Source organism: Kribbella amoyensis, assembly GCF_007828865.1.
GTDB lineage: Bacteria > Actinomycetota > Actinomycetes > Propionibacteriales > Kribbellaceae > Kribbella > Kribbella amoyensis.
In genome coordinates, this window is record NZ_VIVK01000001.1 from 683,356 (window position 1) to 708,538 (window position 25,183).

Genomic DNA, 25,183 nt, shown 5'->3' on the forward strand with positions numbered 1-25,183 from the left:
ACAGGTGTTAGGCGTGCAGTGTCAAGAGTCCGATCGGGCGACGAAGTCAGCTGGAAGGGCTGGAAACGGTGTCACGCACAACCGGGAGACAGGGCAGTTTCTCCGTCCCACCGCCGGAGTTGTCGCCGGTCGCGATCCGGCGCAGCAGGTCGGTCGTGGCCCGCCGGCCCATCTCCCTGTGCGGCAGCGCGATCGTGGTGATGCCCGGCGGAATCTCGGCCGCGAAGACCTGCTCGTCGTCGTACCCGACCACGGACAGGTCACCCGGGACCGACAACCCGAGCGACGCTGCCGCGAGCATCACGCCGACGGCGCCCCGGTCGTTCGCCGCCAGGATCGCGGTCGGCCGATCGGGCCGGCGCAGCAGCTCCAGCGCGGCCGCGTGGTTCGAGCCGACCGAGTACCGCGCGGGAATGATGCTGTCGGCAACGGTCACGCCGGCGGCGGTGAGCGCCGAGCTGACGCCCTGGACCCGCCATGCGGTCGCGGGCGCGCCGGGATCCCCGGTCAGGAAGGCGATCCGCCGATGCCCGGCCGCGAGTACCAGCTCGGCCGCGGCCCGGCCACCGCCCTCGTCGTCGGGGATGTAGGCGGGCAGCGAGTCGTCGGCGGTGAACGCGTTCGCCAGCACGATCGGCAGGTCGTCCGGCACCGTCGGCAGGGCCACCTCGCGCAACCCGGCGTCCGCGTAGATCAGGCCGTCGACGTCCCGGGCCCGCAACGTGGCCATCGCCCCGTCGACGTAGGCCGGGTGCTGCCAGGTGTCGATGGTCAGGATCATGTACCCGGACTCGATCGCGACGTCGCTGGCGCCGGACAGCAGCGGCCCGGCGAACGGGGCACTCGCGATCGCGTCGGTCACCAGCCCGATCGTCGCGGTGCTCTGCCGGCGCAGGTTCACCGCGGACGCGTTCGGCACGTACCCCATCTCGCGGGCGACGGCGCGGATCCGCTCCTGCTTCTCCGCGTCGACCATGCCGGCGGCGCGGCCGTTCAGCACGAGCGACACCGACGACCGGGACACACCGCTCGCCTTGGCGATGTCGGCCGACGTCACCCGCCGCTTGCGCATCGATCACTTCCGTCCGGTCACTGCTGGGACCGTGCCAGCATCTCACGGGCGGTTCGACCGGACCGGGCTTCGCCGTCAGGGCGTGAACAGCCCGTTCCGCAACGCGAACAGGGCGGCCCCCGCGCGGGTGGAGACGCCGATCTTCCCGTAGATGTGCTGCACGTGGTGCTCCGCGGTCCGCGGCGAAACGACCAGCTCGCGAGCGATCTCCGCGTTCGCCCGGCCCCGGGCCAGCAGCCGGAGTACCTCGACCTCCCGCTCACTCAACCCGGCCGGACGACTCGTCAGGTGACCGGGGACCTGGTGTCCGGCCACACCGAGTACGGCCTTCGCACAGTCGCCGTCCAATCGACCCGCGGCCACCTCGGCGAGTACGACCAACGCCGCCGCGTCCGGCTCGTACGCGGGTCGGTGGGGACGTTCCTGGGTGAGCGCTTGGTAGACGTCCGCGACCGCGAGCAATCGTGCCGGGACGGGCAAGTCCCCTGCCTTCGCATGTCGCGGGTAGCCGCTCCCGTCGAGCCGTTCGTGGTGCAGCGCGACCAGGTCGGCCACCGGTTCGAGTACTGCGGAGCGGGCGAGGATCCGCTCGGACTGGTACGGGTGCAGCCGGACCTGCTCCCAGTCCGTCCTCCGGAGTTCACGCGGTCGCTCCCACACCCCAGTGGGTACCGCGACCCGGCCGAGGTCGTGCAGCAAAGCCGCTCGCCGTACGGTCCGCGGGTCGTCGATCCCCACCGATACGGCGGCCGCGTCGACCAACTCGGCGACGCCGGTCGAATGGCCCAGCAAGTACGGCGACTTGAGATCGACGAAGTGCGCGAACGTCTCGGCCACGGCATCGATCCGGTCGTCGGGGATCCGCCGGACCGGCCCTGGTTCGGCCTCGAGGATCTCCTGCCATACGTCGATCGTGTCCAGGTCCTCGGTCAGTTGCTCGTCGTAGGCGGCGACCACGTCCGGATCGAGCCAGCCGCCGGCTCGTCGGCCGAGGACGGTGACGACCGCGTCGGGACCACCGAGGTACTGGTAGATCACCGCCTGAGTGGCGACCTCGGCGATCCGGGTGGCGACGGCGATCTCGTCCGCGGCCAGCCCTCGCGGCGTTCCGGCTCCGTCGAAGCGTTCCAGGTTCTGGTAGAGCGCGGTACTGACCTCGGGGCCCAGGCCGAGGCCGTCCGCGAGTATGCTGCCGACCTCGCAGACCGCCAGCAGGATCTGGGCTTCCCCGGATCCCACCACCGCGCGTCCGACGTACTGCAGCCGGTGGAGCCCGGTGCCCCGACCGACTTGCCGCAGTACCGGCAACGCCTCGCGCTTCCTGGCCGGGTCGATGCGCTCCAGGAGTGGACGGAGCTCGGCCGCGCCCGGACCGAACAGGCGGGCCTCTTCGTGCGTGGTCGCGGTACAGCCGAGGTGGCGCAGCAGCGTCGCGTAGTACGTCGTCTGCTGAGTGGGCGGCGGCAGTCCGAGGCGCTGGGCGAGCCGGAGAGCCACGAGGCAGGAGCGGATCGACTTCTCCAGCGGTTGCGCCATCGCGAGGTCGAGGGACACGGAGAGCGCACAGAGGAGTTCGGCGAGCCTCAGGTCGTCGCGTGCCATCGCAGCCCTCCCCCGGCGCCCGGTGCCGTGGATGGGCAGATCTACCGATGCCCCGGCGGGCGCCGTACGGCCATTGTGAACCTGCTGGAGCGGAGGAATCACCATGACCGAGACTCGCCTCATCACCCCACGGTTCGCCCTGCTCGGCAGCGCGGGTCTCGCGTACTTCTTCGCCGACGGCCTGCTGGTCCCGAGCGTGCCGCTGTACGTCACCGGTCCGCTGGCCGGTGGGGACGCGGCGGTGGGGCTCGCGGTCGGCGCGTTCAGCTTGTCGGCGTTGCTGCTGCGACCGTGGGCCGGACGGTTGGCGGACCGGCGTGGGCGGGTGATCTCGATGCTCGTCGGGGCGACCGTGTTCGCGGTGTCGGTCGCTTGTTACGGGCTGGCCCAGTCGGTCGAACTGCTCGTTGCGCTCCGGCTGCTGACCGGCGTGGGCGAGGCGTTCTTCTTCGTCGGCTGCGTCACCGCGATGAGCGATCTCGCCCCGGCCGCCCGACGTGGCGAAGCGATCAGCCTGTTCTCGCTCTCCCTGTACGCCGGGTTGGCGGTGGGACCGCCGATCGGCGAACGGGTGATCACGGTTCTCGGGTTCGGCGTGGTGTGGATCGTGTCGACGGGCGCGGCCGGGTTGGCGGTTCTGCTGGCCTGGCGGGTCGGCGAGACCCGGGTGCCGTCGCCGGTGGATCCCCGCGGGCGGCTGGTCCATCCGGCCGGGGTACTGCCTGCCTTGTTGTTGCTCGCGTTGGTGTGGGGGATGGCGGGGTTCCTGGCCTTCGTCCCGCTGTATGCGGTGGACGTCGGGCTGTCCGGCGCTGGGTACCTGCTGTTCCTCTTCGCGGGGATCGTGATCGTGATCCGCAGCGCGGGGGCCCGCTTACCGGATCGGCTGGGCGCGGTCCGGGCGGTTCGGCTCGCGTTGGCGTGTACCAGTGCGGGGTTGCTGGTGATCGGGTTGTGGCGGACTGCGCCCGGGTTGGTCGGTGGGACCGTGGTGCTGGCGATCGGGGTGGCGCTCGGGACGCCGTCGATCATGGTGCTCGCCTTGCAGAACGCGCCGGCCGCCGAACGCGGTGCGGTCCTGGGTACGGTCACGATGAGCCTCGACGTCGCCCTCGGACTGGGGCCGGCCAGCTTCGGCGTCGTCGCGGTGACGTCCGGCCGCGGCACCGGCTTCCTCACCGCCGCCCTGGTCGCCGCCACCGGCCTCGCCCTGGCCGGCCGAACCCTGACCAGGACGAGCCAACCCGCAACTGTCTAAGGCATGGCGGGCAGGACACAGACCGGTTTCGGCCAGGTCAGCTGCGTCCCCGTTGCGGTGAGGACGCCGGTGGCCTGGTCGACGTCGAAGAGGGCGATCACGTCGGAGCGCTCGTTCGACGCGTACAGCTGGGTCCCGTCGTTGCTGAGGGCAAGGTGTCGCGGCCAGGCGCCGCCGGACCCGATCGTCTGGACCAGCTCGACGCTCGCCCCGTCCGCGGCGACCGCGAACACGGCGATGCTGTCGTCACCGCGGTTCGACCCGTAGAGGAACCGCCCGTCGGCCGAGATCAGCAGCTCCGCCGGGAAGTTGTCACCCTCGGCGCCGTCCGGTCGCGTCGACACGGTCTGCACGATCGAGAGCTTCCCGTCGGCGAACCCGCAAACCACCAACGTCGAGTCCAACTCGTTCAGCACGTACGCCGCGCCGCCGCCCGGGTGGAAGACGAGGTGCCGCGGTCCCGCACCGGCGTGGACCTGGACCTGGCCGACGTCCCGCAGTACGCCGTCGGTGGTCAGCGTGGAGACGTAGACGGTGTCCGACCCGAGGTCCACGTCGAACACGAACTCACCGGCCGGGTCGAACGCCACCTGGTGCGCGTGCGGCCCCTCCTGCCGTTCGGCGTTGGGACCGCTGCCCTCGCGCTGCAGGATCTGCGTCGCTGTCCCCAGCGAACCGTCCGCCGCGATCGGGTGCACGGCGACCGAACCGGAGCTGTAGTTCGCGCTCAGCACGAACCGTCCACTCGGGTCGATCGCCAGGTGACACGGGTGCGCGCCCCCGGTCGGCTGGTCGTCGAGGAACTCCAGCCGGCCGTCGGCCCCGACCGCGAACGCGCTGACCCGGCCGGCCTCCTCCTCGTTCACCAGGTACAGGAACCGCCCGTCACCCGACCAGGTCAGGAAGGACGGGTCGACCGTCTCGGCGGCGACCTCCAGCCCCGCCACGGTCCCGAACCCGACACCGGTTCCCCCGCCGGTGGCGCTGGTGTAACTGCCGACATAAATCCGCTCCGAAGCCATGCCGCCTACCCTGCCATCCCCCGGCCACTCCCAGCACCCTCCGATCCACACCCTGGAGAGCGGCCCTCGTGCAGCTTTGGTCAGGCCGGTTGGTGGGTCCGGGTGAGGGCTGCGGCGTCCTCGGTGCTGATCAGGAATGCGTCGTAGCCGGTGAGGTCGGCGCCTTCCGGGGTGAGGCCGAAGCGGACCGCCGGGATCCAGCGACGGGCGCTGACGAAGAGCCGCGTCCTGGTGCCGACACCCCACCGGCCGACCTTCAGAACCCCGGTCACGATGATCCCCGAGCGACCGCCCGGAGTGGCCTGCCAGCGGGTCGGGTGCTCGACGAAGTCGGTCGAGGCGATCGCCTCGCGCGGCAGGACGAAGCGAGCCCGGCCGCCGGCGAAGAGGCGCTCCCAGCGGGTGAGTTCGATCGTCACCTGGCGGTCGTCCATCCGTACTGTCGCCATCTCGGTCGCTCCCTTCCTAGTTTGCTTTCATCGATGCAAACATTATCAAATTGAGAATGATTGGCCAAGTGAGGCGTCCCGGCCTGATCGCGGGGCGCTAGGTCAGAAGTGGCCGGCTCAGCCGATCAGGGTGAACAGGGTGCTGGGCAGGATCGACAGCACGACTGCCGCGCCCGCGCAGGCGCTGAGGACGGTGACCGCGGGGGTCTCGATGTCGACCGAGAACGGATCGTCGGCCGGCAACCGGAACAACTCGGCGATCCAGCGCAGGTACACCGCGAGCCCGATCATCACGTTGACCGCCATCACCAGGGCCAGCCAGAGCAGGTCGGCGTCGATCACGGCCTGGAACGCGGCGAACTTGGTGAACAGCCCGGCCAGGCCCGGCGGCAACCCGGCGAGGATGACCAGGAACAGGATCAGCGCCGCCGCGAGCCCCGGCTCGGAGCGGATCATTCCCCGGTAGTCGGCGAGCAGACCACTCGGCCGATGCCGCTGGACCACGGCCACCGCGCCGAACGCGCCGAGCGTGACGACGACGTACGCGGCCAAGTACCCGACAACTGCCTGGGCGTCGCCGACCGCCAACGGCGCGAGCAGGAACCCGACCTGACCGATCGACGACCAGGCGAGCAGCCGGACCGCCTCGCGCTGGCGGAGGGCGGCGAGGTTGCCGACGGTCATCGTGACCGCGGCCAGGATCGCCACCACGGTCCGCAGCTCGGACCCGCTCGGCGCCACCCCGAACGTCACCAGCACGAGCAACCCGGCCACACCCGCGGACTTGGACACCACGGCCAGGAACGCGGCCACCTCGACCGGCGCCCCGGCGTACGTGTCCGGCAGCCAGCCGTGGAACGGGACGGCCGCGATCTTGAACCCGAACCCGACCAGCACGAACAAGCCGGCCGCGAACGCCACCCGGCGCAGGTCCGGGTCCAGTCCGGGCAGCCGGGTGACGATGGTCTGCAGGTACAGCGAACCGGTCACGCCGTAGAGGTACGAGATCCCGAACAACATCACCGCGGTCGACAGCACCGAGACCAGGAACGCCTTCATCGCCGCCTCGGAACCGCGGCGGTCCCGGCGCAGGGCGACCATCGCGAAGCTCGGCAGCGAGACCACCTCGAGCGCGATCACCACGGTGGCCAGGTCCCGCGCGGCCGCGAGCACCGTGGCACCGGTGAGCGCGCTGAGCAGGAGGAAGTGGTACTCGCCGACCGGGATCGCGTGGTCGAGCAACTGGTACGTCGAGAGCCCGACGACCCCGAGTCCGGCAATCAGCAGGACGGCCCAGAGTCCGACGGTGAGTGGCTCGTAGACCAGGCTGCACTCGGCCGGACCCTCGACGGCCGCGCGGCAGAACCCGGGCCGGTACGAGTTGTGCTGGGCGATCAGGAAGACCAGGCCGAACACGATCGCGGCGCCGCTGACCAGGCTCACCGTGACGTGCTTGAGCTCGCGGTTCGTGTCGGCCCAGAAGGCGTCCACCAGCAACGCGGCGACGGCGCCGAGTGCGAGCACCAGTGGGACCGCGATCGCCTGCCAGTCCATCCAGGTCATCGTCATAGGAAGGTCCAGTGGTTGAGCAGCAGCCAGGGGCAGAGGCCGAGCACGACCGTCAACACGATCAACGGCGCCCAGGTGACCAGCTCGATCCGGCTCAGGTCGACGGCGAACGCGGTCGCCGGATGCTCGGCCGGATCACCCTGGCAGAGGGTGCGGATCAGGCGGAGGAAGTACGCCGCGGTGAGCACCGTGCCGAGGCCGGCGATCACCATCAGCACCAGGAACGTTGTCCGCGGCAACGAGTCGCCCGGGCGGTAAGCACCGAGCAGGACCAGCATCTCGCCCCAGAACCCGGCCAGCCCGGGCAGCCCGAGCGAGGCGAGACAGGCGAAGGTGAGCAGCCCGCCGATCCGCGGCAGCCGGGCGTACAGGGCACGGCCGATCGTCCGCAGGTCGCTGGTGTCGTGCCGGTCCTTGATCGCGCCGGCCAGGAAGAACAGCAGGCCGGTGATCACGCCGTGCGCGATGTTGGCGAACAACGCGCCGGTCAACCCCTCGGGTGACAGGGTCGCGATGCCGAGACCGATGAAGCCCATGTGGCCGACACTCGAGTACGCGATCAGCCGCTTGACGTCGGTCTGGGCCAGGCAGGCCAGCGAGCCGGCCACGATCGCGACGGTGGAGAAACCGGCCAGGTACGGCGCGATGGTGGCGGTTGCGTCCGGCAGCACCGGGACCAGGATCCGGATCATGCCGTAGCTGCCGAGCTTGAGCAGGACCCCGGCGAGCAGGACCGAGCCGACCGTCGGCGCCTTGGCATGGGCGTCCGGCAGCCAGATGTGCAAGGGCCACAGCGGCATCTTCACCGCGAGCCCGAGCGCGATCAGGATCGCCGCGGCCAGCGGCACGCCGGATCCGCCAGTCACCGGGAGCTGCGCGAGCACGGCCAGGTCGAACGTGCCGGCCTCGCGGTACACGAGCAGGAAGCCGAGCAGCATCACCGCCGAACCGAGCACGGTCATCAGCACGAACGTCGTCGCGGCCCGACGTCGCCCGGCTCGGTCGTGCTCGTCGCCCCAGATGTCGATGACCAGCCACATCGGGATCAGCACGACCTCGAAGAACAGGAAGAACAGCACCAGGTCGACGGCCGAGAACGTGCCGATCACACCGGTCTCGATCACCAGCAGCAGCGCGATCAGCGAGCGGGTCCGGCCGACCTTCGGGGTGATGCGCAGGGAGTACACACAGCAGAGGAGGACCAGCAACGCGGTCAGCATGATCAGCGGCAGCGAGATCTTGTCGACCGCCACGTGGAAGCGCACGTCGAGCGGCGGGATCCACGGCACGTCGGTGTTGGCGTAGGTCGTGATCGTCCCGGGCAGCTCACGCCGAGGTGGCGTGCCTGCCGTGAAGGTCACTTCGCCCACACCGCTCCGAGGGCGGATCAGGTCCCACCACAGCACCGCGGACCCGATCAGGACCAGGCCGGACACGACCGTGCCGACCAGCGCCGCGATCCGGTCGCCGATCGAGAACGGCAGGCACCACAGCACGATCGCGGTCAGCGCCGGGACAGCGAGGAGGACGAGCAGCAACGTACTCACGACGCGATCACCCCCGCGAGGACGGCGAGCGCGACCACACCGACCACGGCCGCGGTCAGGTACGTCTGCACGTTCCCGGTCTGCAGCTTCCGGAAGCCGGCCGAGGCGAGCGTCCCGGCGCGCCCGGCGGCCCGGACGTACGCACCGATGACGTCCCGGTCACCCAGCACCGTCAGCTTCGCGAACCACTCCACCGGCACCACGACACCCCGCTGGTACGCCGCGTCGAAGCCGAACTCGTGCTCCAGCACCACCGGCCGCGGATCCGCCCCACGCCGCCACAGCGAGTACGCCGGGAGCGCGCCGAGGATCGCGAGGACCGTCGTCAGCAGGGCGATCCCCCAGGCGAGGTGGACGCCGTCGAGGTACCCGATCACGAACACGGCGAGCGCGAGCACGATCAGCGGCGCGAGCATCACCCAGGGAGCGTCCTTCAGCTTGGACGTGTCCGGCTCGTCGAGGTCGGCCATCGCGTCGTCGTCCTCGAACGCGCCGAGCGCCCCGGCCAGCGCGGGCGTCCGGAAGAACGTCCAGAGCCACAGGCGCACGCAGTAGAAGGCGGTCAGCGCGGCCGTGAGACAGACCGACACCAGCACGATCCAGCCGACGGTCGAACCGTCCCGCGCGACGTGCCAGGCCGCCTCGATCACGGAGTCCTTGGAGAAGAAACCCGCCAGCCCTGGCACCCCGGCCAGGGCGGCAAGGCCGATCGTCATCGTCACGAAGGTGACCCGCAACTGTTTGCGGAGTGCACCCTTGCGCGTGTACCGCCGGAGCACGATGAAGGCCGCGCTGCCGACCTGGTGCAGCAGCACCCCGGCGCAGAGGAACAGCAGACCCTTGAACGCGGCGTGGGTGGCGAGGTGGAACAGAGCCGCGTGCCGACCGTCCTCGGTCCCGAGCGCCAGGCCGGAGAACATGATCGCCAGCTGGCTCACCGTCGACCAGGCGAGCACCCGCTTCACCTCGACCGCGGCCATCGCGCACAACGCGGCGAACAGCATCGTCACGCAGGCCACGATCGCCAGGATGGTCAGCGTCGTCCGCGCCTCGACGAAGAGGTCGAACAGCCGCGCGATCAGGAACACCCCGGCCGCCACCATCGTGGCCGCGTGGATCAGCGCGCTGACCGGACTCGGACCGGGCATCGCGTCCGGCAACCAGGTCTGCAGCGGGACCTGGGCGGACTTGCCGATCACCCCGACCAGGAGCAGCACCGTCCCGGTGGTCAGCACCGCCGGCGAGATCGAGCCGGCCCCGAGGTCCGAGATCCGGAAGGTGCCGTAGCCGATGCCGAGCACGAAGATGCCGAACAGGAAGCCGACGTCGCCCAGCCGGGTCATCAGGAACGCCTTCATCGCGCCGGAGCGGGCGTCGCGGCGTTCCCAGTAGTGGCCGATCAGCAGGTACGAGCAGGCACCCATCACCTCCCAGCCGATCAGCAGCAGGAACAGGCTGTCCGCGACGACCACGGTGACCATCGCCGCGGTGAACAAGGTGACCAGGGCCGTGTACGAGGCGACGCGCTCGTGCACGTAGCCGATCGAGTACACCTGGACGCAGGTCGACACGACCCCGACGACGGCGAGCATGAGCACGGTCAGGTTGTCGGTACGCAGGTCGTAGGTCCAGAAGACGACCTGGTCGACCCCCGTCCCGCGGAAGTCGGTGACACCCGGGTCGACACCCCAGAGCAGGATCGCGGCCAGGACCACCACGAGCGAGAAGCCGACCCCGATGACCCGCCAGGTGGTGGCGATCACTGCTCGGCCCCCCGCTCGGCCGGGGCGGCGTCCTGCTCGACCAGGTCGCGGGCCGCGTCGGCATCGACGTGCCCGTGGCCGCGGAACAGCAGCAGCACGATCGCCAGGCCGAGCCCGATCTCGGCCGCGGCCAGCGTGATCACGAAGACGGCCAGGGTCTGGCCGGTGGCGAGACCGTCCAGGCGCCACGCGTCGAAGGCGACCAGGTTGAGGTTGACCGCGTTCAGCATCAGTTCGAACGACATCAGGATCGTGATCGCGTTGCGCCGGGCGAGCACGCCGTACACGCCGAGGCAGAAGAGCACGACCGCCAGCAGGAGCGGGAGAACCAGCGGCACGTCAGTCCTCCTCGCCCGCGGCGGCGGACTCGTCGGACCGCTTGCGCTGCGACAGCGCGATCGCGCCGACCAGCGCGGCCAGCAGCAGCACGGACAGGACCTCGAACGGCAGCACCCAGATCTTGAACACCGAGGTGCCGACGTCGGCGGCCGAGCCGGCCGGCACCGGGTCGATCTTCTCGTTGCCAAAGGCAATCACCACGCCAGTACCGAGCAGCACGGCGAGGACCCCGGCGACCACCGCGGCGAACGGGCTACGGCCGGAGGTGAGTGAGGGCAACGGATTCGTCGGGGCCTTGGTGAGCATCAGCGCGAACAGCACCAGGACGACGATCGCGCCGACGTAGACCAGGATCTGCACCAGCGCGACGAACTCCGCGTGCAGCGCGCCGAAGCACCCGGCGACGGCGCCGAGCGCGACGACGAGCCAAAGGGCGGCGTGCACGATCCGGCGTGAGGTGACGACGACCACGGCCGCCACGATCGCCACCGCTGCCGCGATGGAGAAGAGCGCAGTGGTCACTCGCCGCCCCCGGCAGGTCGGTCCCCACCACCGGACGACCCGGTCGCACCGGGAGACCCGTTCGCATCGGACGAACCGTTCGCATCGGACGGCCCGTCCGTCCCCGCGGGCGGTCCGCCGCTGTCGGCGGGCTCGGCCTCGATCACCGACGGCCCTGGGTCGATCGGCTGCGGTGGTGGGACCGTCCACATCCAGTCCCGCAGCCGGTCCTTCTCGTGCGTGAGGTTGCGGATGTCGGTCTCGGCGTACTCGAACTCCGGCGACCAGAACAGCGCGTCGAACGGGCACGCCTCGATGCAGATCCCGCAGTACATGCAGAGCGAGAAGTCGATCGCGAACCGGTCCAGCACGTTCCGGCTGCGCTCGCGGGCCTGCTCACCGACCGACGGCGCGGTCTCGGTGTGCGAGTCGATGTAGATGCACCAGCTCGGGCACTCGCGGGCACAGAGCATGCAGGAGGTGCAGTTCTCCTCCATCAGCGCGATCACCCCGCGCGTCCGCGGCGGCAGCTCGGGCTGGACGTCCGGGTACTGCTCGGTGACGGCACGACGCGACAACGTCTTCGCGGTCACCCGCAACCCGTCGATCAAGCCCTTCCCGGGAAACCCCACCTCGTCACCTCCCCGTCCAACCGTTCCGGAAACCGAACTCCCTGCACGCTGACACTAACGGTTCCCAGCCCCAACCGGAGCCACCCAGCCCCCGAAGTTCCCACCCAGTGCACGAAGAGTGCGCGAGGAGGTCCACCTCAGAGTTCGGTGAGGCGGCGGTGGAGGTGGGTTTGTTCGGGTTTGCTGGCGGTGAGGGTGAGGGCTTTCTTGTACGCGGTCGCGGCTTCTTCGGGGCGGTCGAGGCGGCGGAGGAGGTCGGCTCGGATGGCGTGGAAGAGGTAGTAGGTGTCGAGGTCGAGGGCTTCGACCAGGGTGAGGGCTTCCGCGGGGCCGGTGGTTTCGGCGACCGCTACGGCCCGGTTGAGGGCGACGACCGGGGTCGGGGTCATCGTCATCAGGTGGTCGTACAGCTGGACGATCTGGCGCCAGTCGGTTTCCTCGGCGCTCGCGGCGTCGCTGTGGACGGCGTTGATGGCGGCTTGGAGCTGGTACGGGCCGGGCTGGTCGCGGCGGAGGCAGCGGCGGACCAGGGCTTGGCCTTCGGCGACGAGGTGCTGGTCCCACTTCGTGCGGTCCTGCTCGGGGAGCGGGATGAGGGTGCCGTCCTCGGCGGTCCGGGCGGCGGCGCGGGATTCCTGCAGGAGCATCAGGGCGAGCAGGCCGGCGGCTTCGGGTTCGTCGGGCATCAGGTCGACCAGGACGCGGCCCAGGCGGATCGCCTCGGCGCACAGCTCGGTCCGGATCAGGTCGTCGCCGGACGACGCGGCGTACCCCTCGCCGAAGATCAGGTAGACCACGGCGAGGACACCGCGGAGCCGGTCGGGCAGATCGGCGTCGGCCGGGATCCGGTACGGGATGCCGGCCGCGCGGATCTTGGTCTTCGCGCGGACCAGGCGTTGCGCCATCGTCGGCTCGGGGACCAGGAAGGCGCGGGCGATCTCGGTCGTGGTGAGGCCGCCGAGCAGGCGCAGGGTGAGGGCGACCCGGACGTTCAGCGCGAGCGCGGGGTGGCAGCAGGTGAAGATCAGCCGCAGTCGGTCGTCGTGCACGGGTCCCTCCTCCACTGGTGTGTCCTCGGCGTGCAGCAGCGCTGCCTGGGCGTACTTGTCCGCGCGGGCGGCCTCGCGACGGAGGCGGTCGATCCCGCGGTTGCGGGCGGTGGTGATGATCCAGCCGGCCGGGCTCGGCGGCAGGCCCTGCTCCGGCCACTTCTCGAGGGCGGCCGCGAACGCTTCCTGGACCGTGTCCTCGGCCAGGTCGAGATCGCCGAAGACCCTGGTCAGGACGGCTACCGCGCGGCCGTGCTCCTGCCGGAACACGGCCGCCACGTCGTCGGCGGAGACGGTCACGTCAGTCCGCGAACGGCCGGACCTCGACCGAGAGGGGTTCGAGGATGCGGGTCATCCGCTGGGCCCAGGGCATCGCCTCGTCCAGATCGGCGACCTCGATCACGGTGAACCCGCCGAGGTGCTCCTTGCCCTCGGTGAACGGCCCGTCCGTGACCAGCATCTCGTCTCCGCGGGCGCGGAGTACGGTCGCGGTCTCCGGCGGGTGCAGACCGGCGGTGAAGACCCAGGCGCCGGCGGCCCGGAGATCGTCGTTGAGCGCAGCCAGGTCCGCCATGATCCGCCCCAGGACTTCCGGCTCCGGCACGGGACCGTCGGGCTGGTAGATGCTGAGCAGATACTTCGTCATCACGACCTCCTCGCGAGTGTTGCTGTCGTCCCTTACACGAACGGGCTCAGCCCAGATCGACAGGGAGCGCGACAAGAGCCGACAAACCGCCACCGACTCGTGGAACCGCCTGCGCCGTCCCACCGTGAGCCTCCGCCACGGACCGTACGATCGACAACCCCAGTCCCGCTCCCCTGGTCCCGACCACGCGGTCCTCGCCGAGCCGCCGGAACGGCTTGAACAGCCCCTCCACCTCGTACGGCGGGACGTCCGGACCGCTGTTCGTCACCTCGACCTCCACGTGGTCACCCGTGGTCCGGGAAGTCACCCGCACCCAGCCGCCCCCGCCTTCCACGTTGTGCCGGATGCCGTTCTCGACCAGGTTGTGCACCAGGCGTTCCAGCAGCAGCGCGTCGCCCCTCGTCGGAGCGTCGCCCGCGTCGGTCTTAACCTCGACCCCGGCGTCGGCCGCCTCCCGGGACAACTGGGCGACCACGTGCATCGTGACGTCGGCCAGGTTGACCGGGTACCGCGTGCCGAGCTCCTTCTCCGAGTCGGCCAGCGCGAGCAGACCGTTGATGAGGTGTTCGTGCCGCGCGTTGATCTCGAGCAGCGTCTCGCCGAGGTGCCGGACGTCGTCGGAGGCCGTCTTGCGGTGCATGGCGACCTCCACCAACGCACGGCCCAGGGTGAGCGGGGTCCGCAGTTCGTGGGACGCGTTCGCGACGAACCGGCGCTGTCCGTCGAACGAGTGGTCCAGCCGCTCGACCATGGTGTCGAACGCGTCGGCCAGGTTCTTCACCTCGTCGTCCGGGCCGCGCAGCGCGATCCGCTCGTGCAGCCCGCGACCGGCGGCGGGTGCGGCCGCGATCCGCCGGGCCGTGTCGGTGACGCGGTGCAGGGGCGCGAGGACCCGGCCAGCGACGATCCAGCCGAAGCCGGCCGCCAGGGTGCCGACCAGGACGAGCGCGATGCTGCCCTGGACGAGCAGGCTCTGGGTCGCCGCGGACCGGACCTGGCTCTGCTGCGCGTCGAGGATCTGCCGGGCGTCCGGGCCGGTCAGTACGTCCCCGTCCCGGTTGAGGACGTACAGCTCCTTCGCCATCGGCTGCGGCTTCCCGGACGGGCCGGGCGACGCGGCCGGCGTCTGCTGGAAGATCCCGCGTACGATCACGCGGTCCTTGCCGATCTGCTGGCTGAACAGGGCGTACGTCAGGCCGAGCAGGAGCACCCCGGCGATCATGAACAGCCCGCCGTAGATCAGGGTGAGCCGGGCTCGGAGGGTGAGGCGACGCGGCAACAGCTTCACGGAATCCGGTACCCCACTCCCGTCACGGTCTCCACGATCCCTGGTTCGCCGAGCTTGCGGCGCAGCTTGAGGATGGTCAGCCGGACCACCCCGGTGAACGGGTCCACGTGCTCGTCCCACGCCTTCTCCAGCAGCTGTTCCGCCGACACGGTCGCGCCGTGCGCGCGGAGCAACTCGGCGAGCACGGCGAACTCTTTCTTCGACAGCGGCACGTACCGCCCGTCGCGGAACACCTCGTGCCGGGCGGGATCCAGAGCGAGCCCCGCGCGCCGCAGGACGGGCGGATCGGCGGGACGACTGCGGCGCCCCAGGGCGAGGACGCGGGCCGCCAGCTCGGGGAACGCGAACGGCTTGGTCAGGTAGTCGTCCGCGCCGAGTCCAAGGCCGTCCACGCGATCGGTGACGGCAGCGGCCGCGGTGAGCATCAGGACGCGCGTCGGCGAACCGGACGCGACCAGCTCGCGACACACCTCGTCACCGTGCACCTTCGGGAGATCGCGGTCCAGCACCAGCACGTCGTACGCGTTGACGTCCAGGCGTTCCTGGGCCGCGGCACCGTCGTACGCCACGTCGACCGCGTGCGCCTCGTCCCGCAACCACTCCGCGATCGCTGCCGCCAGCAACGGTTCGTCCTCGACCACCAGCACCCGCACGCCACCACCCGCTCTCCGCCCGTCGCTCCCATGATCCCCGACGGCCTGTTTCCCCCGCGTTAGCAAGCACGGAAACGGTACCGAAACGGGCCACGGCGTTGGCTGAACCGGACCAGATCGGCGAACGAGGAGACGACATGAAACGACTGCAGCTGCTGGCCGCGGTGGCACTGGCGGCGAGCGTGGCCCTGACCGGGTGCGGTGCCGAGCCGGACGACAACCAGGTCGCGTCGGCCGGCGGCGCACAACCACAAGCCGACGGCAGTACCTCAGCCGCGCCGGACAACCTCAGCAAGGAGGAGAAGGGCGTGAAGTTCGCCCAGTGCCTGCGGGAGCACGGCCTGAACGTGCCCGATCCCGAGCCCGGCCAGGGGATCCAGCTGAAGGTCGGCCCGGAGTCCGGGATGAGCCGGGAGGACGTGGACAAGGCGATGGAGGCGTGCAAGCAGTACAGCCCGCAGGGTGACGCCGCGAACCCGGAGATGGAGGCGCGCGGCCGGGAGTACGCGAAGTGCATGCGGGACAACGGGGTGGAGAAGTTCCAGGACCCGAAGCCGGGGCAGCGCGGGATCATGGTCGACAAGAACACGGCCGAGGATCCCGACTTCGAGAAGGCGCAGCAGGCCTGCCAGAGCGTCCTGGCGGCCAAGTGAGCCGCGGCCGGACAGCGCTCACCGCAGTCGCCGTCCTGGCCGTGGGCGGCGCGCTCACCGCGGTCCTCCTGACCCGGACGGACAGCAGCCAGGCCGCCGACGCAGGAGGACCCACGCTGCCGCCGAACACGGCCAAGGTGACCCAGCAGACCTTGAAGGACACGGAGACCGCCGACGGCGAACTCGGGTACGGCACCACCAGTACCGCGGTCAGCCGCAGCGCAGGTACCGTCACGGCTGTCCCCGAGAGCGGGCAACTGTTCCACCGCGGACAGACGGTGTTCTCCGTGAACGACAAGCCGACCGTCCTCCTGTACGGCGCGCTGCCCGCGTACCGGAGGCTCGCGGTCGGCAGTGAGGGCCAGGACGTACTCCAGCTCGAACAGAACCTGGCCGCGTCGGGCTACACCGGCTTCACGGTCGACGACGAGTACACCGCGAACACGGCCGAAGCGGTCGAGCAGTGGCAGGAGGACAAGGGGTTCGAGGAGACCGGGTCGGTCGAACTCGGGCAGGTCCTGTTCGCGGCCGGCCCGGTCCGGGTGGACAACCTGGCCGCGCAGGAGGGCGCCCCGATCGGTCCGGGCCAGAACGTGCTCGGGTACACCGCGACCACCAAGGCGGTCACGGTCGAGCTCGAGGCCGCGGACCAGCGGCTGGCCAAGAAGGGCGCGAAGGTGACGGTCACGTTGCCCGACGACAAGACGGCCGAGGGCGTCGTGGACAAGGTGTCGACGGTGGTCGTGCCGGCCACCGGGCAGGACCAGGATCCGACCACGAAGATCGAGGTCATCGTTGCTATCAGCAACCAGAAGGCGCTGGCCGGGTACACCAGCGCCTCGGTCGACGTCACCTTCACCGCGTCGGAACGGAAGAACGTGCTGACCGTCCCGGTAGCGGCGCTGCTCGCGTTGAGCGAGGGCGGGTTCGGCGTCGAGGTGACGGACGGGACGTCGTCGCGGTACGTGCCGGTGAAGACCGGGTTGTTCGCGAACGGCCGGGTCGAGGTCAGCGGCAGCGGGATCGCGGCCGGGGTGTCCGTGGGGGTACCGAAGTGATCGAACTGACCGACGTGACGAAGGTGTACCCGGGTGGCGTGACCGCGCTCGGCGGCGTCTCGCTGCGGATCGGCCGGGGCGAACTGGTCGCGATCGTCGGGCCGTCGGGATCCGGGAAGTCGACCATGCTCAACGTGCTCGGCACCCTGGACCGGCCGACGGCGGGACAGGTCCGGATCGACGAGTACGACGTGGCGCGGCTGTCCGACACCGGGTTGTCCGCGCTGCGAGCGACGCGGATCGGCTTCGTCTTCCAGCACTTCCACCTGGCCGCCGGAGTCCGCGCGGTCGACAACGTGGCCGACGGACTCCTGTACTCCGGGCTGCGGGCCGGCCAGCGTCGGCGGCGGGCGGCGGCCGCGTTGGCGAAGGTCGGGCTGAGCCATCGGCTGGACCACGAGCCGCACGAGCTGTCGGGTGGTGAGAAGCAACGGGTCGCCGTGGCGCGAGCGGTCGCGGGTGATCCGGTCCTGCTGCTCGCGGACGAACCGACCGGGGCGCTGGACTCGCAGTCGGGTGCCGGGGTGATGCAGTTGTTCCGCGATCTGCACGCGGCCGGGACGACGGTCGTGATCATCACCCACGACCGCGACATCGCCGCCTCCTTGCCGCGCCAGGTTCAGATGCGCGACGGCCGGATCGTCGCGGAGGTGCACTGATGCGCGGCCAGGCGCCACCTCTGCAGCCGGCGAAGTTGTGGCCCGGCGACGTGGTGAAGGTCGGCGCGGTCGGGTTGCGGACGCGGCCGTTGCGCGCGTTCCTGTCCGCGCTGGGGATCGCGATCGGGATCGCCGCGATGGTCGCCGTGGTCGGGATCTCGTCGTCGTCACGGGCCGACCTGGACGCCACCCTCGACTCCCTCGGCACCAATCTCCTCACCGTCGAACCCGGCAACCGGCTGACCGGCGAACAGGCCCAGCTGCCGCTCGCCGCGGAGGCGATGGTCCGCCGGATCACCCCGGTCCAGGCGCTCTCCTCGATCGGCCGGGTGGACGACGCGAACGTGTACCGCACGGACCGGATCCCCACCGTCGAGACCAACGGCATCGTCCCGTACGCGGCCCGGACCGACCTGCTCGACACCATCGGCGGCGTGCTCCGCAGCGGCAAATGGCTCGACGCCGCCACCAGCCGGTACCCCGCGACCGTGCTCGGTGCGGCGGCCGCGGAACGTCTCGGGATCAGCCGGTCCGGGCCCGACACCCAGGTCCTGATCGGGGACGAGTGGTTCACGGTGCTCGGCATCCTGGCCCCGGCCGAGCTGGCGCCCGAGCTGGACAGCGCGGCGCTGATCGGCTGGCCGGCCGCCGACAGCACGCTCGGCTTCGACGGGCACCCGACGAAGATCTACACCCGGTCCGCCGACGCCCAGGTCGAGGCGGTCCGGTCGGTGCTCGGGGCAACGGCCAACCCGGAGGCGCCGAACGAGGTCAACGTGTCCCGGCCGTCGGACGCACTGGCGGCGAAGCAGGCCGCGGGCGAGGCGTTCACCGGGCTGCTACTCGGACTCGGCGCGGTCGCCCTGCTGGTCGGCGGGGTCGGGGTCGCGAACATCATGGTGATCTCCGTGCTCGAACGGCGCGCGGAGATCGGGCTGCGGCGATCCCTCGGCGCCACCCGCGGGCAGATCCGGACACAGTTCCTGACCGAGTCGCTGCTGCTCTCCGCACTCGGCGGACTCGGGGGTGCCGCCCTGGGCGGCAGCGTGACGGCGGCGTACGCGGCATACCAGGGCTGGCTGACGGTGATCCCGGTCTGGGCGGTCACCGGTGGGGTCGCGGCAACGCTCGTGATCGGCGGGCTGGCCGGGCTCTATCCCGCGATCCGGGCGTCCCGGCTGTCCCCGACCGAGGCGCTCGCGACGCCTTGACGGCCTGGCGAGATCAGTAGAAGACGACGACGCCGATGCCGGTGAGCGCGAGCTGCAGCAGCGCCACCGGCACCAGGCCCTGCCAGGCCAGCTTCTGCAGCTGGTCGGCGCGCAGCCGTGGGAACGCGACCCGGACCCAGATCACCACCAGCGAGACGACCGCGACCTTGAGCAGGGTCCAGATCCAGCCGATCGAATCCGGTCCCGGCCCGCTCCAGCCACCGAGGAACAGCACCGTGGTCAGGCCGGCCAGCACCACGATCCCGGCGTACTCGGCGAGCAGGAACAGCGCGAACCGGAGCCCGGTGTACTCGGTGTACGGGCCGAAGATGACCTCCGAGTCGGCCACCGGCATGTCGAACGGCGGCCGCTGCAACTCGGCCAGACCGGCGACGAAGAACACCACCAGGCCGGGCAGCTGCCAGAGCAACCACCACGGGTTCCACTGATCGACGATGCCGCTGAGGCTCAGCGTCCCGGCGGCGACCGCGACGCTGGCGGCGGAGAGGACGAACGGCAGCTCGTAGCTCATCAGCTGCGCCGCGACCCGGAGTCCGCCGAGCAGGCTGTACTTGTTGCCGCTGGCCCAGCCCGCCATCAGCGAGCCGAGGACGCCGACGCTCATCACCGCGAGGACGTAGAACAGGCCCGCGTCGAGGTCGGCCCCGACGATGCCCGGCGCCAGCGGGATCGCGGCCAGCGCCGCCATGTACGGCAGGATCGCGACCACCGGGGCCCACTCGAAGACCCGCTTGTCGGCGGCCGCCGGGGTCACGCTCTCCTTCTGGACGAACTTCACCCCGTCGGCGACGAGCTGGGCCCAGCCGTGGAACGCGCCCGCGTACATCGGCCCGAGCCGGGACTGCATGTGCGCCATCACCTTGTGCTCGGCCTGACCGACCAGCAGCGGCGCGACCAGGAACGCGGCCAGCACCCCGACGACCCGCAGTACGAACTCGAGCATGACGGCACCTTACCGAGTCGGGCTTGACCTCAACCATGGTTCAGGTCAAAGGCTGGGGGCATGTCGCAGAAGAAGATGCTGGTCACCGGCGCCACCGGCAAGGTCGGGAAGTACTTGGTCGCGGGCTTGCTCGCCGAGGACGTCGCCGTGCGCGCGCTGGTACGCCGTCCCGAACTCGCCGAACTCCCGCCGGAGGTCGAGGTGGTCGCGGGCGACATCACCGACGCGGAGGCGGTTGGCCGGGCGGCCGACGGGGTGGACGCCGCGTTCCTGCTCTGGCCGTACTTCACAGCGGACGCGGCCGGACCCGTGGTCGACGCGCTGGTGGACCGGGTACGCCGGGTCGTCTACCTCTCCGCGTTGAACCCGGCCGGCGTCTGGGGCGAGGTCGAGCAACTCCTGATCGGAGCAGGCGCCGACGCCACGTTCCTCCGCGCGGGCGGGTTCGCCGGGAACACGCTGGGCTGGGCCGACCAGTTCCGTACGAGTGACGTGATCCACCTCCCGTCCCCGAAGGCCGCCCGCTCCCTCATCCACGAAGCCGACATCGCCGACGTCGCCGCCCTCACCCTGCTGACCGACGGCCACACCGGCCGCGCATACGACCTGACCGGCCCCGAAGTCCTCACCCAGGAGGACCAGGTCGCCACCATCGCCGCCGTCCTCGGCCAACCGATGCGGGTCGAGGAACAGTCCCCCGAAGAAGCCCGAGCCGCCCTGCTGGCCCAAGGCGCCGACGAGTCCTTCGCCACCAACGCCCTCGCCTACTGGGCCAACCTCGTCGACAACCCCGAACCAACCACCACCACAGTCCAAACCCTCACCGGCAACCCACCCCGAACCTTCCAAACCTGGGCCCAAGACCACGCCCCCACCTTCCGGGCGAGCTGATCAGGACTGATCTGGTGCGGCGGGTGGGGCCTCGGCCTGTTTGCGGGCTCGACGTTCGCCTGGAGCTCGGCGGGGGCGGGCCGGGGTCGAGGCTGCTGCTGCCGGGGCCAGGGGGTCGGGGTCGGGTGAACCTGGTGGGCGGGGACCCCAGGAATCGGGGTCGGGGACGCCTGGGGGCAGAGTGCGGCGGCGGGACGGGGCGCCACCCTTGGGCGCGTGGTCGGACTCGCCCGGCTCCTTGGCGCCCGGCCAAGGTTTGGCGACACGGCTGGCGAGGACGAACTCCTTGCGCAGCGGGTGGCCCTCGAAGCCGTCCGGGAGCAGCAGCGGGACCAGGTTCGGGTGGTCGTCGAAGCTGATGCCGAACATCTCGAACGTCTCGCGCTCGTGCCAGTTCGCCCCCGCGTAGACGGAGCTGAGGGTCGGCAGCCGCGGGGTGTCGCGCGGGATCCTGGTCCGCACGATGACGTGCTCGACGTGCGCCCCGCCCCAGAAGTCGGCGAGGTGCGTCACCACCCGGAACCCGTCGGTCAGCTCGTCGCTCGCCGAGAGGAAGTCGAAGAACGTCATCCCGACGTCGTCCCGGAGGATCTCGTGCGCCGCGACCCACGCCTCCGCCGGCACGTCGATCGCGGCCGGGCCGAAGCTGTCGGCGGCCGTCGCGGCGATCCCCGCGTCGGTCAGCGCGGCCAGCAGGTCCTCGCTCACCGCGGCTCCACCAGCCCGCGGGTCAGCGCCTGCGCGGACGACTCGTACCGGGTGCTCACGTCCTCGCCGGCGATCTTCTCCTGCAGCTTGAGGATGCCCTGCAGCAACGCCTCCGGCCGCGGCGGGCAGCCCGGGACGTACACGTCCACGGGGATGATCTGGTCGACGCCCTTGGTCACGCAGTACGAGTCCCAGTACGGACCGCCGGAGTTGGAGCAGGAGCCGAACGAGATCACGTACTTCGGCTCCGGCATCTGCTCGTAGAGCCGCTTGATCGCCGGCGCCATCTTGTCGGTCACGGTGCCGGACACCACCATCAGGTCGGCCTGCCGCGGCCCGGGCGCGAACGGGATCACCCCGAGCCGGATGAAGTCGTGCCGGCCCATCGACGCCGCGATGAACTCGATCGCGCAGCAGGCCAGGCCGAAGTTGAAGACCCAGAGCGAGTACTTGCGGCCCCAGTTCAGCAGGTACCGGACCGGCTCGGGCGCGAGCTTGGCCAGCCCACCGACAGCCGGCCGCACCGTCGGCGTCGGCAGGTGCACCGCGTGATCAGCCATAGGCCCAGCCTAGTGCCGCGCGTCGGAAGTTGTGTGAGCAAGAGCGGTGTCCGGGTACCGGACTCAGCCGATCAGGTGCCCTGGCCCGGTGGTCAGCCCACCTTCGACCGGCAGCGTGATCCCGGTGATCCAAGCGGCGTCGGCCGAGGCCAGGAACGCCACCGCGGCAGCGACGTCCTCGGGTTGACCGACCCGGCGCAGCGGGTAGATGGCCTTGAGTTCCTCGAGCACCCGCGGGTCCTTGAACGCCCGCGTCGCGACCGTCGCCGGCGCGACGACGTTGAAACGCACCCCGCTCGGCCCGTGATCGGCGGCCAGGTTGCGCACCAGGCTGCTCAGCGCGGCCTTCGCCGCGGCGTACGGATTGGTGCCCAAGGCAACGACTCCGCTGATCGACCCGACCAGGACGACGGCACCCCCGGTCGCCACCAGGTGCGGCAGCGCCGCCTCGACGCAACGCACCGCTCCCGTGAAGGTGAAGTCGTACTGCCGCGCCCACTGCCCGTCGCCGGCCTCGACAGGTTCGCGATTGGCAAGGTTGTGCCCAGCCACCTGAGCCAGTACGTCGAGCCGCCCGAACCGCTCGACCGTCGCCGCGACCGCCGCGTCCACCGAGGCCCGGCTGGTGATGTCGCACTCGACGGCGATCCCCTGGCCACCCAACTCCGCGACCACCTGCTCGGCAGCCGCCAGCTCGACGTCCGCCACCGCGACCGCGGCTCCTTCCGCCGCCAGCCGCAGCGCCGTCGCCCGCCCGATCCCGTGCGCGGCACCGCTGACGAACGCGACCTTGCCCTCGAACCGATTCACCACTACTCCTCTCAGCGTCGGACCGCCGAGACTAGGAGCTAGATCGCACTCTAGGTCAAGCCGTCGCGCCGTCCGGCCGAAGCGCAAGCTCCTTGACCGTGCAATCACCCCCACCTAGCTTGAGTGGGCAGGTCTGACAGGTTCCTTCGCCGGGGTTGGAGACGGCCATGGCCGAGCAGTTCGAGGTGGGGGCACAGGAGTCGCGGGCGCTCGCGGTGGAGAGCAACGGGCTGAACGTCATCTCCGACGCCGAGCGGAAGGGCCGGCCGAGCCAGCTGTTCTGGCCGTGGTTCGGGGCGAACGTCTCGGTGCTCGGGCTGAGCTACGGCGCGTTCACCCTCGGGTTCGGGGTCTCGTTCTGGCAGGCGGTGATCGCCGGGCTGATCGGGATCGTGTTCTCGTTCCTGCTCTGCGGCCTGGTCTCGCTGGCCGGCAAACGCGGATCGGCCCCGACGATGGTGCTCAGCCGGGCCGCGTTCGGGGTCCGCGGCAACAAGCTGCCCGCACTCGTCTCCTGGTTGCTGACCGTCGGCTGGGAGACCGTGCTGACCATCCTCGCCACGCTGGCCACGGCCACGGTGTTCGAGCGGCTCGGCTGGGGCGGCGGCGAGATCACCAAGGTGGTCGCGCTGGTCGTCGTCGGCACGTTGATCGTCGCCGGCGGGGTGCTCGGGTTCGACCTGATCATGCGGATGCAGACCGTCATCACGATCGTCACCGCGGTCCTCACGATCGTGTACATCGTGCTGGTCGCCGACCAGATCAGCTGGACCGCCGTGTCCGCGTTGCCGGGCGGATCGACCGAGCAACTGATCGGTGCCCTGGTCTTCCTGATGACCGGCTTCGGCCTCGGCTGGGTGAACGCCGCCGCCGACTACTCCCGCTACCTGCCCCGCTCCGCGTCCAGTCCCGGAGTGGTCGGCTGGACCACGTTCGGGTCGTCGCTCGCGCCGGTCGTGCTGCTGATCTTCGGTCTGCTGCTCGCCGGGTCGTCGCAGGACCTGAGCGCCGCGATCGCCGCCGACCCGATCGGCGCACTCGCCGAAGCGCTACCGACCTGGTTCCTGGTCCCGTTCGTGATCGTCGCGGTGCTCGGCCTGGTCGGCGGGGCCGTGCTGGACATCTACTCGTCCGGGCTCGCGCTGCTGTCGATCGGCCTGCCCGCCCCGCGGTACGTCGCCGCCTTCCTGGACGGGCTGGTGATGATCGCCGGCACCGTCTACGTGGTGTTCTTCGGCGACGAGTTCCTCGGTGAGTTCCAGGGCTTCCTGATCACACTCGGCGTCCCGATCGCGGCCTGGTGCGGGATCATGCTGGCTGACATCGCCCGCCGCCGGCGCGACTACGCCGACGCCGACCTGTTCGACCCACGCGGCCGGTACGGCGACGTCCGCTGGTTGCCCGTGCTCACCATGATCGTTGCTACCGGCATCGGGTGGGGCCTGGTCACGAACAGCGCGGCCGGCTGGCTGGACTGGCAGGGGTACCTGCTCGCGCCGCTGGGCCTCGGCGGCAAGGAGGGCGCGTGGGCGTTCGCCAACCTGGGCGTACTGGTCGCGCTGGTCGCGTCGTTCCTGGTCCAGTACTTCGGCGGTCGGCGCGCGGTCGAGATCCAGGAGCGCCGGACCGCGGTGACCCGGGAGACGGTGGGCCGATGACGCTCGTCCTGATCGACCTGCAGCGGATCTTCGCCGAACCCGAGAGCGCCTGGGCCGCGCCCGACTTCCAGCGCGTCGTGAAGCCGGTCCAGGAACTGGTCGAGCGGTTCGCCCCGGACGTGGTGTTCACCCGCTTCGTCGCACCGACGGACGAGCCGCGGGGATCCTGGGCGGCGTACTACGAGCAGTACCCGTTCGCGCTGCAGCCGCCGGACTCGTACGCGTACCAGCTGGTCGACGAGTTCCGCGGAGTACCGACGCTGGACAAACCGGCTTTCGGCAAGTGGGGCCCGGAGCTCGCCGAGGCGGTCGGCCCAGGTGGCCGGCTGGTACTGGCCGGCGTCTCCACGGACTGCTGCGTCATCAGTACCGCACTGGCCGCGGTCGACGCCGGGATGTACGTCCAGGTGGTCGAGGACGCCTGCGCCGGCGCCGACGAGGAGAGCCATCGCAAGGCCATCGACATCATGCGGCTGTACTCGCCGATGCTGGAGATCGTCACCGCCGACGTAGCGGGTCTCTAAGTGTCCTCACGCCTCGTCCGAGGTGCCTAAGGGTCCGGTCGTGCGGGGACTAGGGAGTTGTGCCGATGTGGCGCTCCTCCTCAGCCGGGGACAGTCG

General features: G+C 70.6%; 25 protein-coding genes and 1 pseudogene. 8 read left to right on the plus strand and 18 right to left on the minus strand.

Going from position 1 to position 25,183, the window contains the following annotated elements; genetic code table 11:
* Positions 1–46 precede the first annotated feature (46 nt).
* Positions 47–1,072: a LacI family DNA-binding transcriptional regulator gene (locus tag FB561_RS03340; protein ID WP_145802875.1), complete on the minus strand. Its 1,026-nt coding sequence runs from the start codon at positions 1,070–1,072 to the stop codon at positions 47–49.
* 75 nt (positions 1,073–1,147) lie between these two features.
* Entirely contained in the window at positions 1,148–2,674 is a 1,527-nt protein-coding gene (locus FB561_RS03345; protein WP_145802877.1) for an HD domain-containing phosphohydrolase, read from the minus strand.
* A gap of 103 nt (positions 2,675–2,777) precedes the next feature.
* Here FB561_RS03345 and FB561_RS03350 point away from each other — a divergent pair, with 103 nt between their 5' ends.
* Positions 2,778–3,932 (plus strand): MFS transporter, encoded by a 1,155-nt coding sequence (locus FB561_RS03350; RefSeq protein WP_145802879.1) that lies wholly within the window; start codon positions 2,778–2,780, stop codon positions 3,930–3,932.
* Here FB561_RS03350 and FB561_RS03355 read toward each other — a convergent pair.
* The 12 genes and pseudogenes from FB561_RS03355 to FB561_RS03410 form a co-directional block, all read right to left on the minus strand.
* The gene (locus FB561_RS03355) at positions 3,929–4,954 is read right to left on the minus strand and encodes a lactonase family protein (protein ID WP_145802881.1); all 1,026 of its coding nucleotides are present in this window, start codon (positions 4,952–4,954) and stop codon (positions 3,929–3,931) included. The two genes, FB561_RS03350 and FB561_RS03355, sit on opposite strands and share 4 nt — an antisense overlap.
* An 80-nt stretch (positions 4,955–5,034) precedes the next feature.
* Positions 5,035–5,403, minus strand: coding sequence for a hypothetical protein (locus FB561_RS03360; RefSeq protein ID WP_145802883.1), 369 nt, complete (start codon positions 5,401–5,403; stop codon positions 5,035–5,037).
* Positions 5,404–5,520: 117 nt separating this feature from the next.
* Entirely contained in the window at positions 5,521–6,972 is a 1,452-nt protein-coding gene (locus FB561_RS03365; protein WP_145802885.1) for an NADH-quinone oxidoreductase subunit N, read from the minus strand.
* Positions 6,969–8,519 (minus strand): complex I subunit 4 family protein, encoded by a 1,551-nt coding sequence (locus tag FB561_RS03370; protein WP_145802887.1) that lies wholly within the window; start codon positions 8,517–8,519, stop codon positions 6,969–6,971. The genes FB561_RS03365 and FB561_RS03370 overlap by 4 nt, the downstream gene beginning before the upstream one ends.
* Entirely contained in the window at positions 8,516–10,282 is a 1,767-nt protein-coding gene (locus tag FB561_RS03375; protein WP_145802889.1) for an NADH-quinone oxidoreductase subunit 5 family protein, read from the minus strand. Before FB561_RS03375 ends, FB561_RS03370 begins: the two co-directional genes overlap by 4 nt.
* A complete protein-coding gene (nuoK, locus tag FB561_RS03380) occupies positions 10,279–10,620 on the minus strand; it encodes an NADH-quinone oxidoreductase subunit NuoK (protein ID WP_145802891.1) in 342 nt (113 codons plus the stop codon). The genes FB561_RS03375 and nuoK overlap by 4 nt, the downstream gene beginning before the upstream one ends.
* 1 nt (position 10,621) lies before the next feature.
* Complete coding sequence (locus tag FB561_RS03385) at positions 10,622–11,143, minus strand: NADH-quinone oxidoreductase subunit J family protein (RefSeq protein WP_145802893.1); 522 nt, start codon at positions 11,141–11,143, stop codon at positions 10,622–10,624.
* Between the two features lie 260 nt (positions 11,144–11,403).
* Positions 11,404–11,619: pseudogene (locus FB561_RS38460) on the minus strand (4Fe-4S binding protein); the annotation flags it as partial.
* A gap of 272 nt (positions 11,620–11,891) precedes the next feature.
* Positions 11,892–13,103 carry an RNA polymerase sigma factor gene (locus FB561_RS03395; RefSeq protein WP_145802898.1) on the minus strand — a complete coding sequence of 404 codons (1,212 nt, stop codon included), beginning with the start codon at positions 13,101–13,103 and terminating at the stop codon, positions 11,892–11,894.
* A 1-nt stretch (position 13,104) separates the two neighbouring features.
* Positions 13,105–13,449, minus strand: a complete 345-nt coding sequence (locus FB561_RS03400; RefSeq protein ID WP_145802900.1) for a YciI family protein — start codon at positions 13,447–13,449, stop codon at positions 13,105–13,107.
* Positions 13,450–13,495: 46 nt separating this feature from the next.
* Positions 13,496–14,737 carry a sensor histidine kinase gene (locus FB561_RS03405; RefSeq protein ID WP_202880534.1) on the minus strand — a complete coding sequence of 414 codons (1,242 nt, stop codon included), beginning with the start codon at positions 14,735–14,737 and terminating at the stop codon, positions 13,496–13,498.
* Positions 14,734–15,390: a response regulator transcription factor gene (locus FB561_RS03410; RefSeq protein ID WP_145802902.1), complete on the minus strand. Its 657-nt coding sequence runs from the start codon at positions 15,388–15,390 to the stop codon at positions 14,734–14,736. Before FB561_RS03410 ends, FB561_RS03405 begins: the two co-directional genes overlap by 4 nt.
* Positions 15,391–15,527: 137 nt before the next feature.
* Between FB561_RS03410 and FB561_RS03415 the strand changes: the two genes are divergently transcribed.
* From FB561_RS03415 to FB561_RS03430, 4 genes are read left to right on the plus strand one after another with little or no spacing between them, the layout of a single operon-like run.
* Positions 15,528–16,043 (plus strand): hypothetical protein, encoded by a 516-nt coding sequence (locus tag FB561_RS03415; RefSeq protein ID WP_145802904.1) that lies wholly within the window; start codon positions 15,528–15,530, stop codon positions 16,041–16,043.
* Positions 16,040–17,101 carry a peptidoglycan-binding protein gene (locus FB561_RS03420; protein ID WP_145802906.1) on the plus strand — a complete coding sequence of 354 codons (1,062 nt, stop codon included), beginning with the start codon at positions 16,040–16,042 and terminating at the stop codon, positions 17,099–17,101. Before FB561_RS03415 ends, FB561_RS03420 begins: the two co-directional genes overlap by 4 nt.
* On the plus strand, positions 17,098–17,760 hold the full coding sequence (locus FB561_RS03425; protein WP_145802908.1) for an ABC transporter ATP-binding protein: 663 nt from the start codon (positions 17,098–17,100) through the stop codon (positions 17,758–17,760). Before FB561_RS03420 ends, FB561_RS03425 begins: the two co-directional genes overlap by 4 nt.
* On the plus strand, positions 17,760–18,971 hold the full coding sequence (locus FB561_RS03430; RefSeq protein ID WP_145802910.1) for an ABC transporter permease: 1,212 nt from the start codon (positions 17,760–17,762) through the stop codon (positions 18,969–18,971). Before FB561_RS03425 ends, FB561_RS03430 begins: the two co-directional genes overlap by 1 nt.
* A 13-nt stretch (positions 18,972–18,984) precedes the next feature.
* On the opposite strand, the gene FB561_RS03435 is transcribed toward FB561_RS03430, so the two are convergent.
* Positions 18,985–19,935 carry a complex I subunit 1/NuoH family protein gene (locus tag FB561_RS03435; protein WP_145802912.1) on the minus strand — a complete coding sequence of 317 codons (951 nt, stop codon included), beginning with the start codon at positions 19,933–19,935 and terminating at the stop codon, positions 18,985–18,987.
* A gap of 60 nt (positions 19,936–19,995) precedes the next feature.
* On the opposite strand from FB561_RS03435, the gene FB561_RS03440 reads away from it, so the two are divergent.
* Positions 19,996–20,826, plus strand: a complete 831-nt coding sequence (locus tag FB561_RS03440; protein WP_145802914.1) for an SDR family oxidoreductase — start codon at positions 19,996–19,998, stop codon at positions 20,824–20,826.
* Here the strand turns inward: FB561_RS03440 and FB561_RS03445 are convergent, their stop codons facing one another.
* The 3 genes from FB561_RS03445 to FB561_RS03455 all read right to left on the minus strand — a co-directional run bounded on the left by FB561_RS03445 (position 20,827) and on the right by FB561_RS03455 (position 22,904).
* Positions 20,827–21,534, minus strand: coding sequence for an NADH-quinone oxidoreductase subunit C (locus FB561_RS03445; RefSeq protein ID WP_145802916.1), 708 nt, complete (start codon positions 21,532–21,534; stop codon positions 20,827–20,829).
* Positions 21,531–22,094: an NADH-quinone oxidoreductase subunit B gene (locus FB561_RS03450; protein WP_145802919.1), complete on the minus strand. Its 564-nt coding sequence runs from the start codon at positions 22,092–22,094 to the stop codon at positions 21,531–21,533. The genes FB561_RS03445 and FB561_RS03450 overlap by 4 nt, the downstream gene beginning before the upstream one ends.
* Before the next feature lie 63 nt (positions 22,095–22,157).
* A complete protein-coding gene (locus FB561_RS03455; RefSeq protein WP_145802921.1) occupies positions 22,158–22,904 on the minus strand; it encodes an SDR family NAD(P)-dependent oxidoreductase in 747 nt (248 codons plus the stop codon).
* 167 nt (positions 22,905–23,071) lie between these two features.
* Between FB561_RS03455 and FB561_RS03460 the strand changes: the two genes are divergently transcribed.
* Both FB561_RS03460 and FB561_RS03465 read left to right on the plus strand, forming a co-directional pair.
* The gene (locus FB561_RS03460; protein WP_145802923.1) at positions 23,072–24,562 is read left to right on the plus strand and encodes a purine-cytosine permease family protein; all 1,491 of its coding nucleotides are present in this window, start codon (positions 23,072–23,074) and stop codon (positions 24,560–24,562) included.
* Positions 24,559–25,086 carry a cysteine hydrolase family protein gene (locus tag FB561_RS03465; RefSeq protein WP_145802925.1) on the plus strand — a complete coding sequence of 176 codons (528 nt, stop codon included), beginning with the start codon at positions 24,559–24,561 and terminating at the stop codon, positions 25,084–25,086. The genes FB561_RS03460 and FB561_RS03465 overlap by 4 nt, the downstream gene beginning before the upstream one ends.
* Positions 25,087–25,183: the final 97 nt, after the last annotated feature.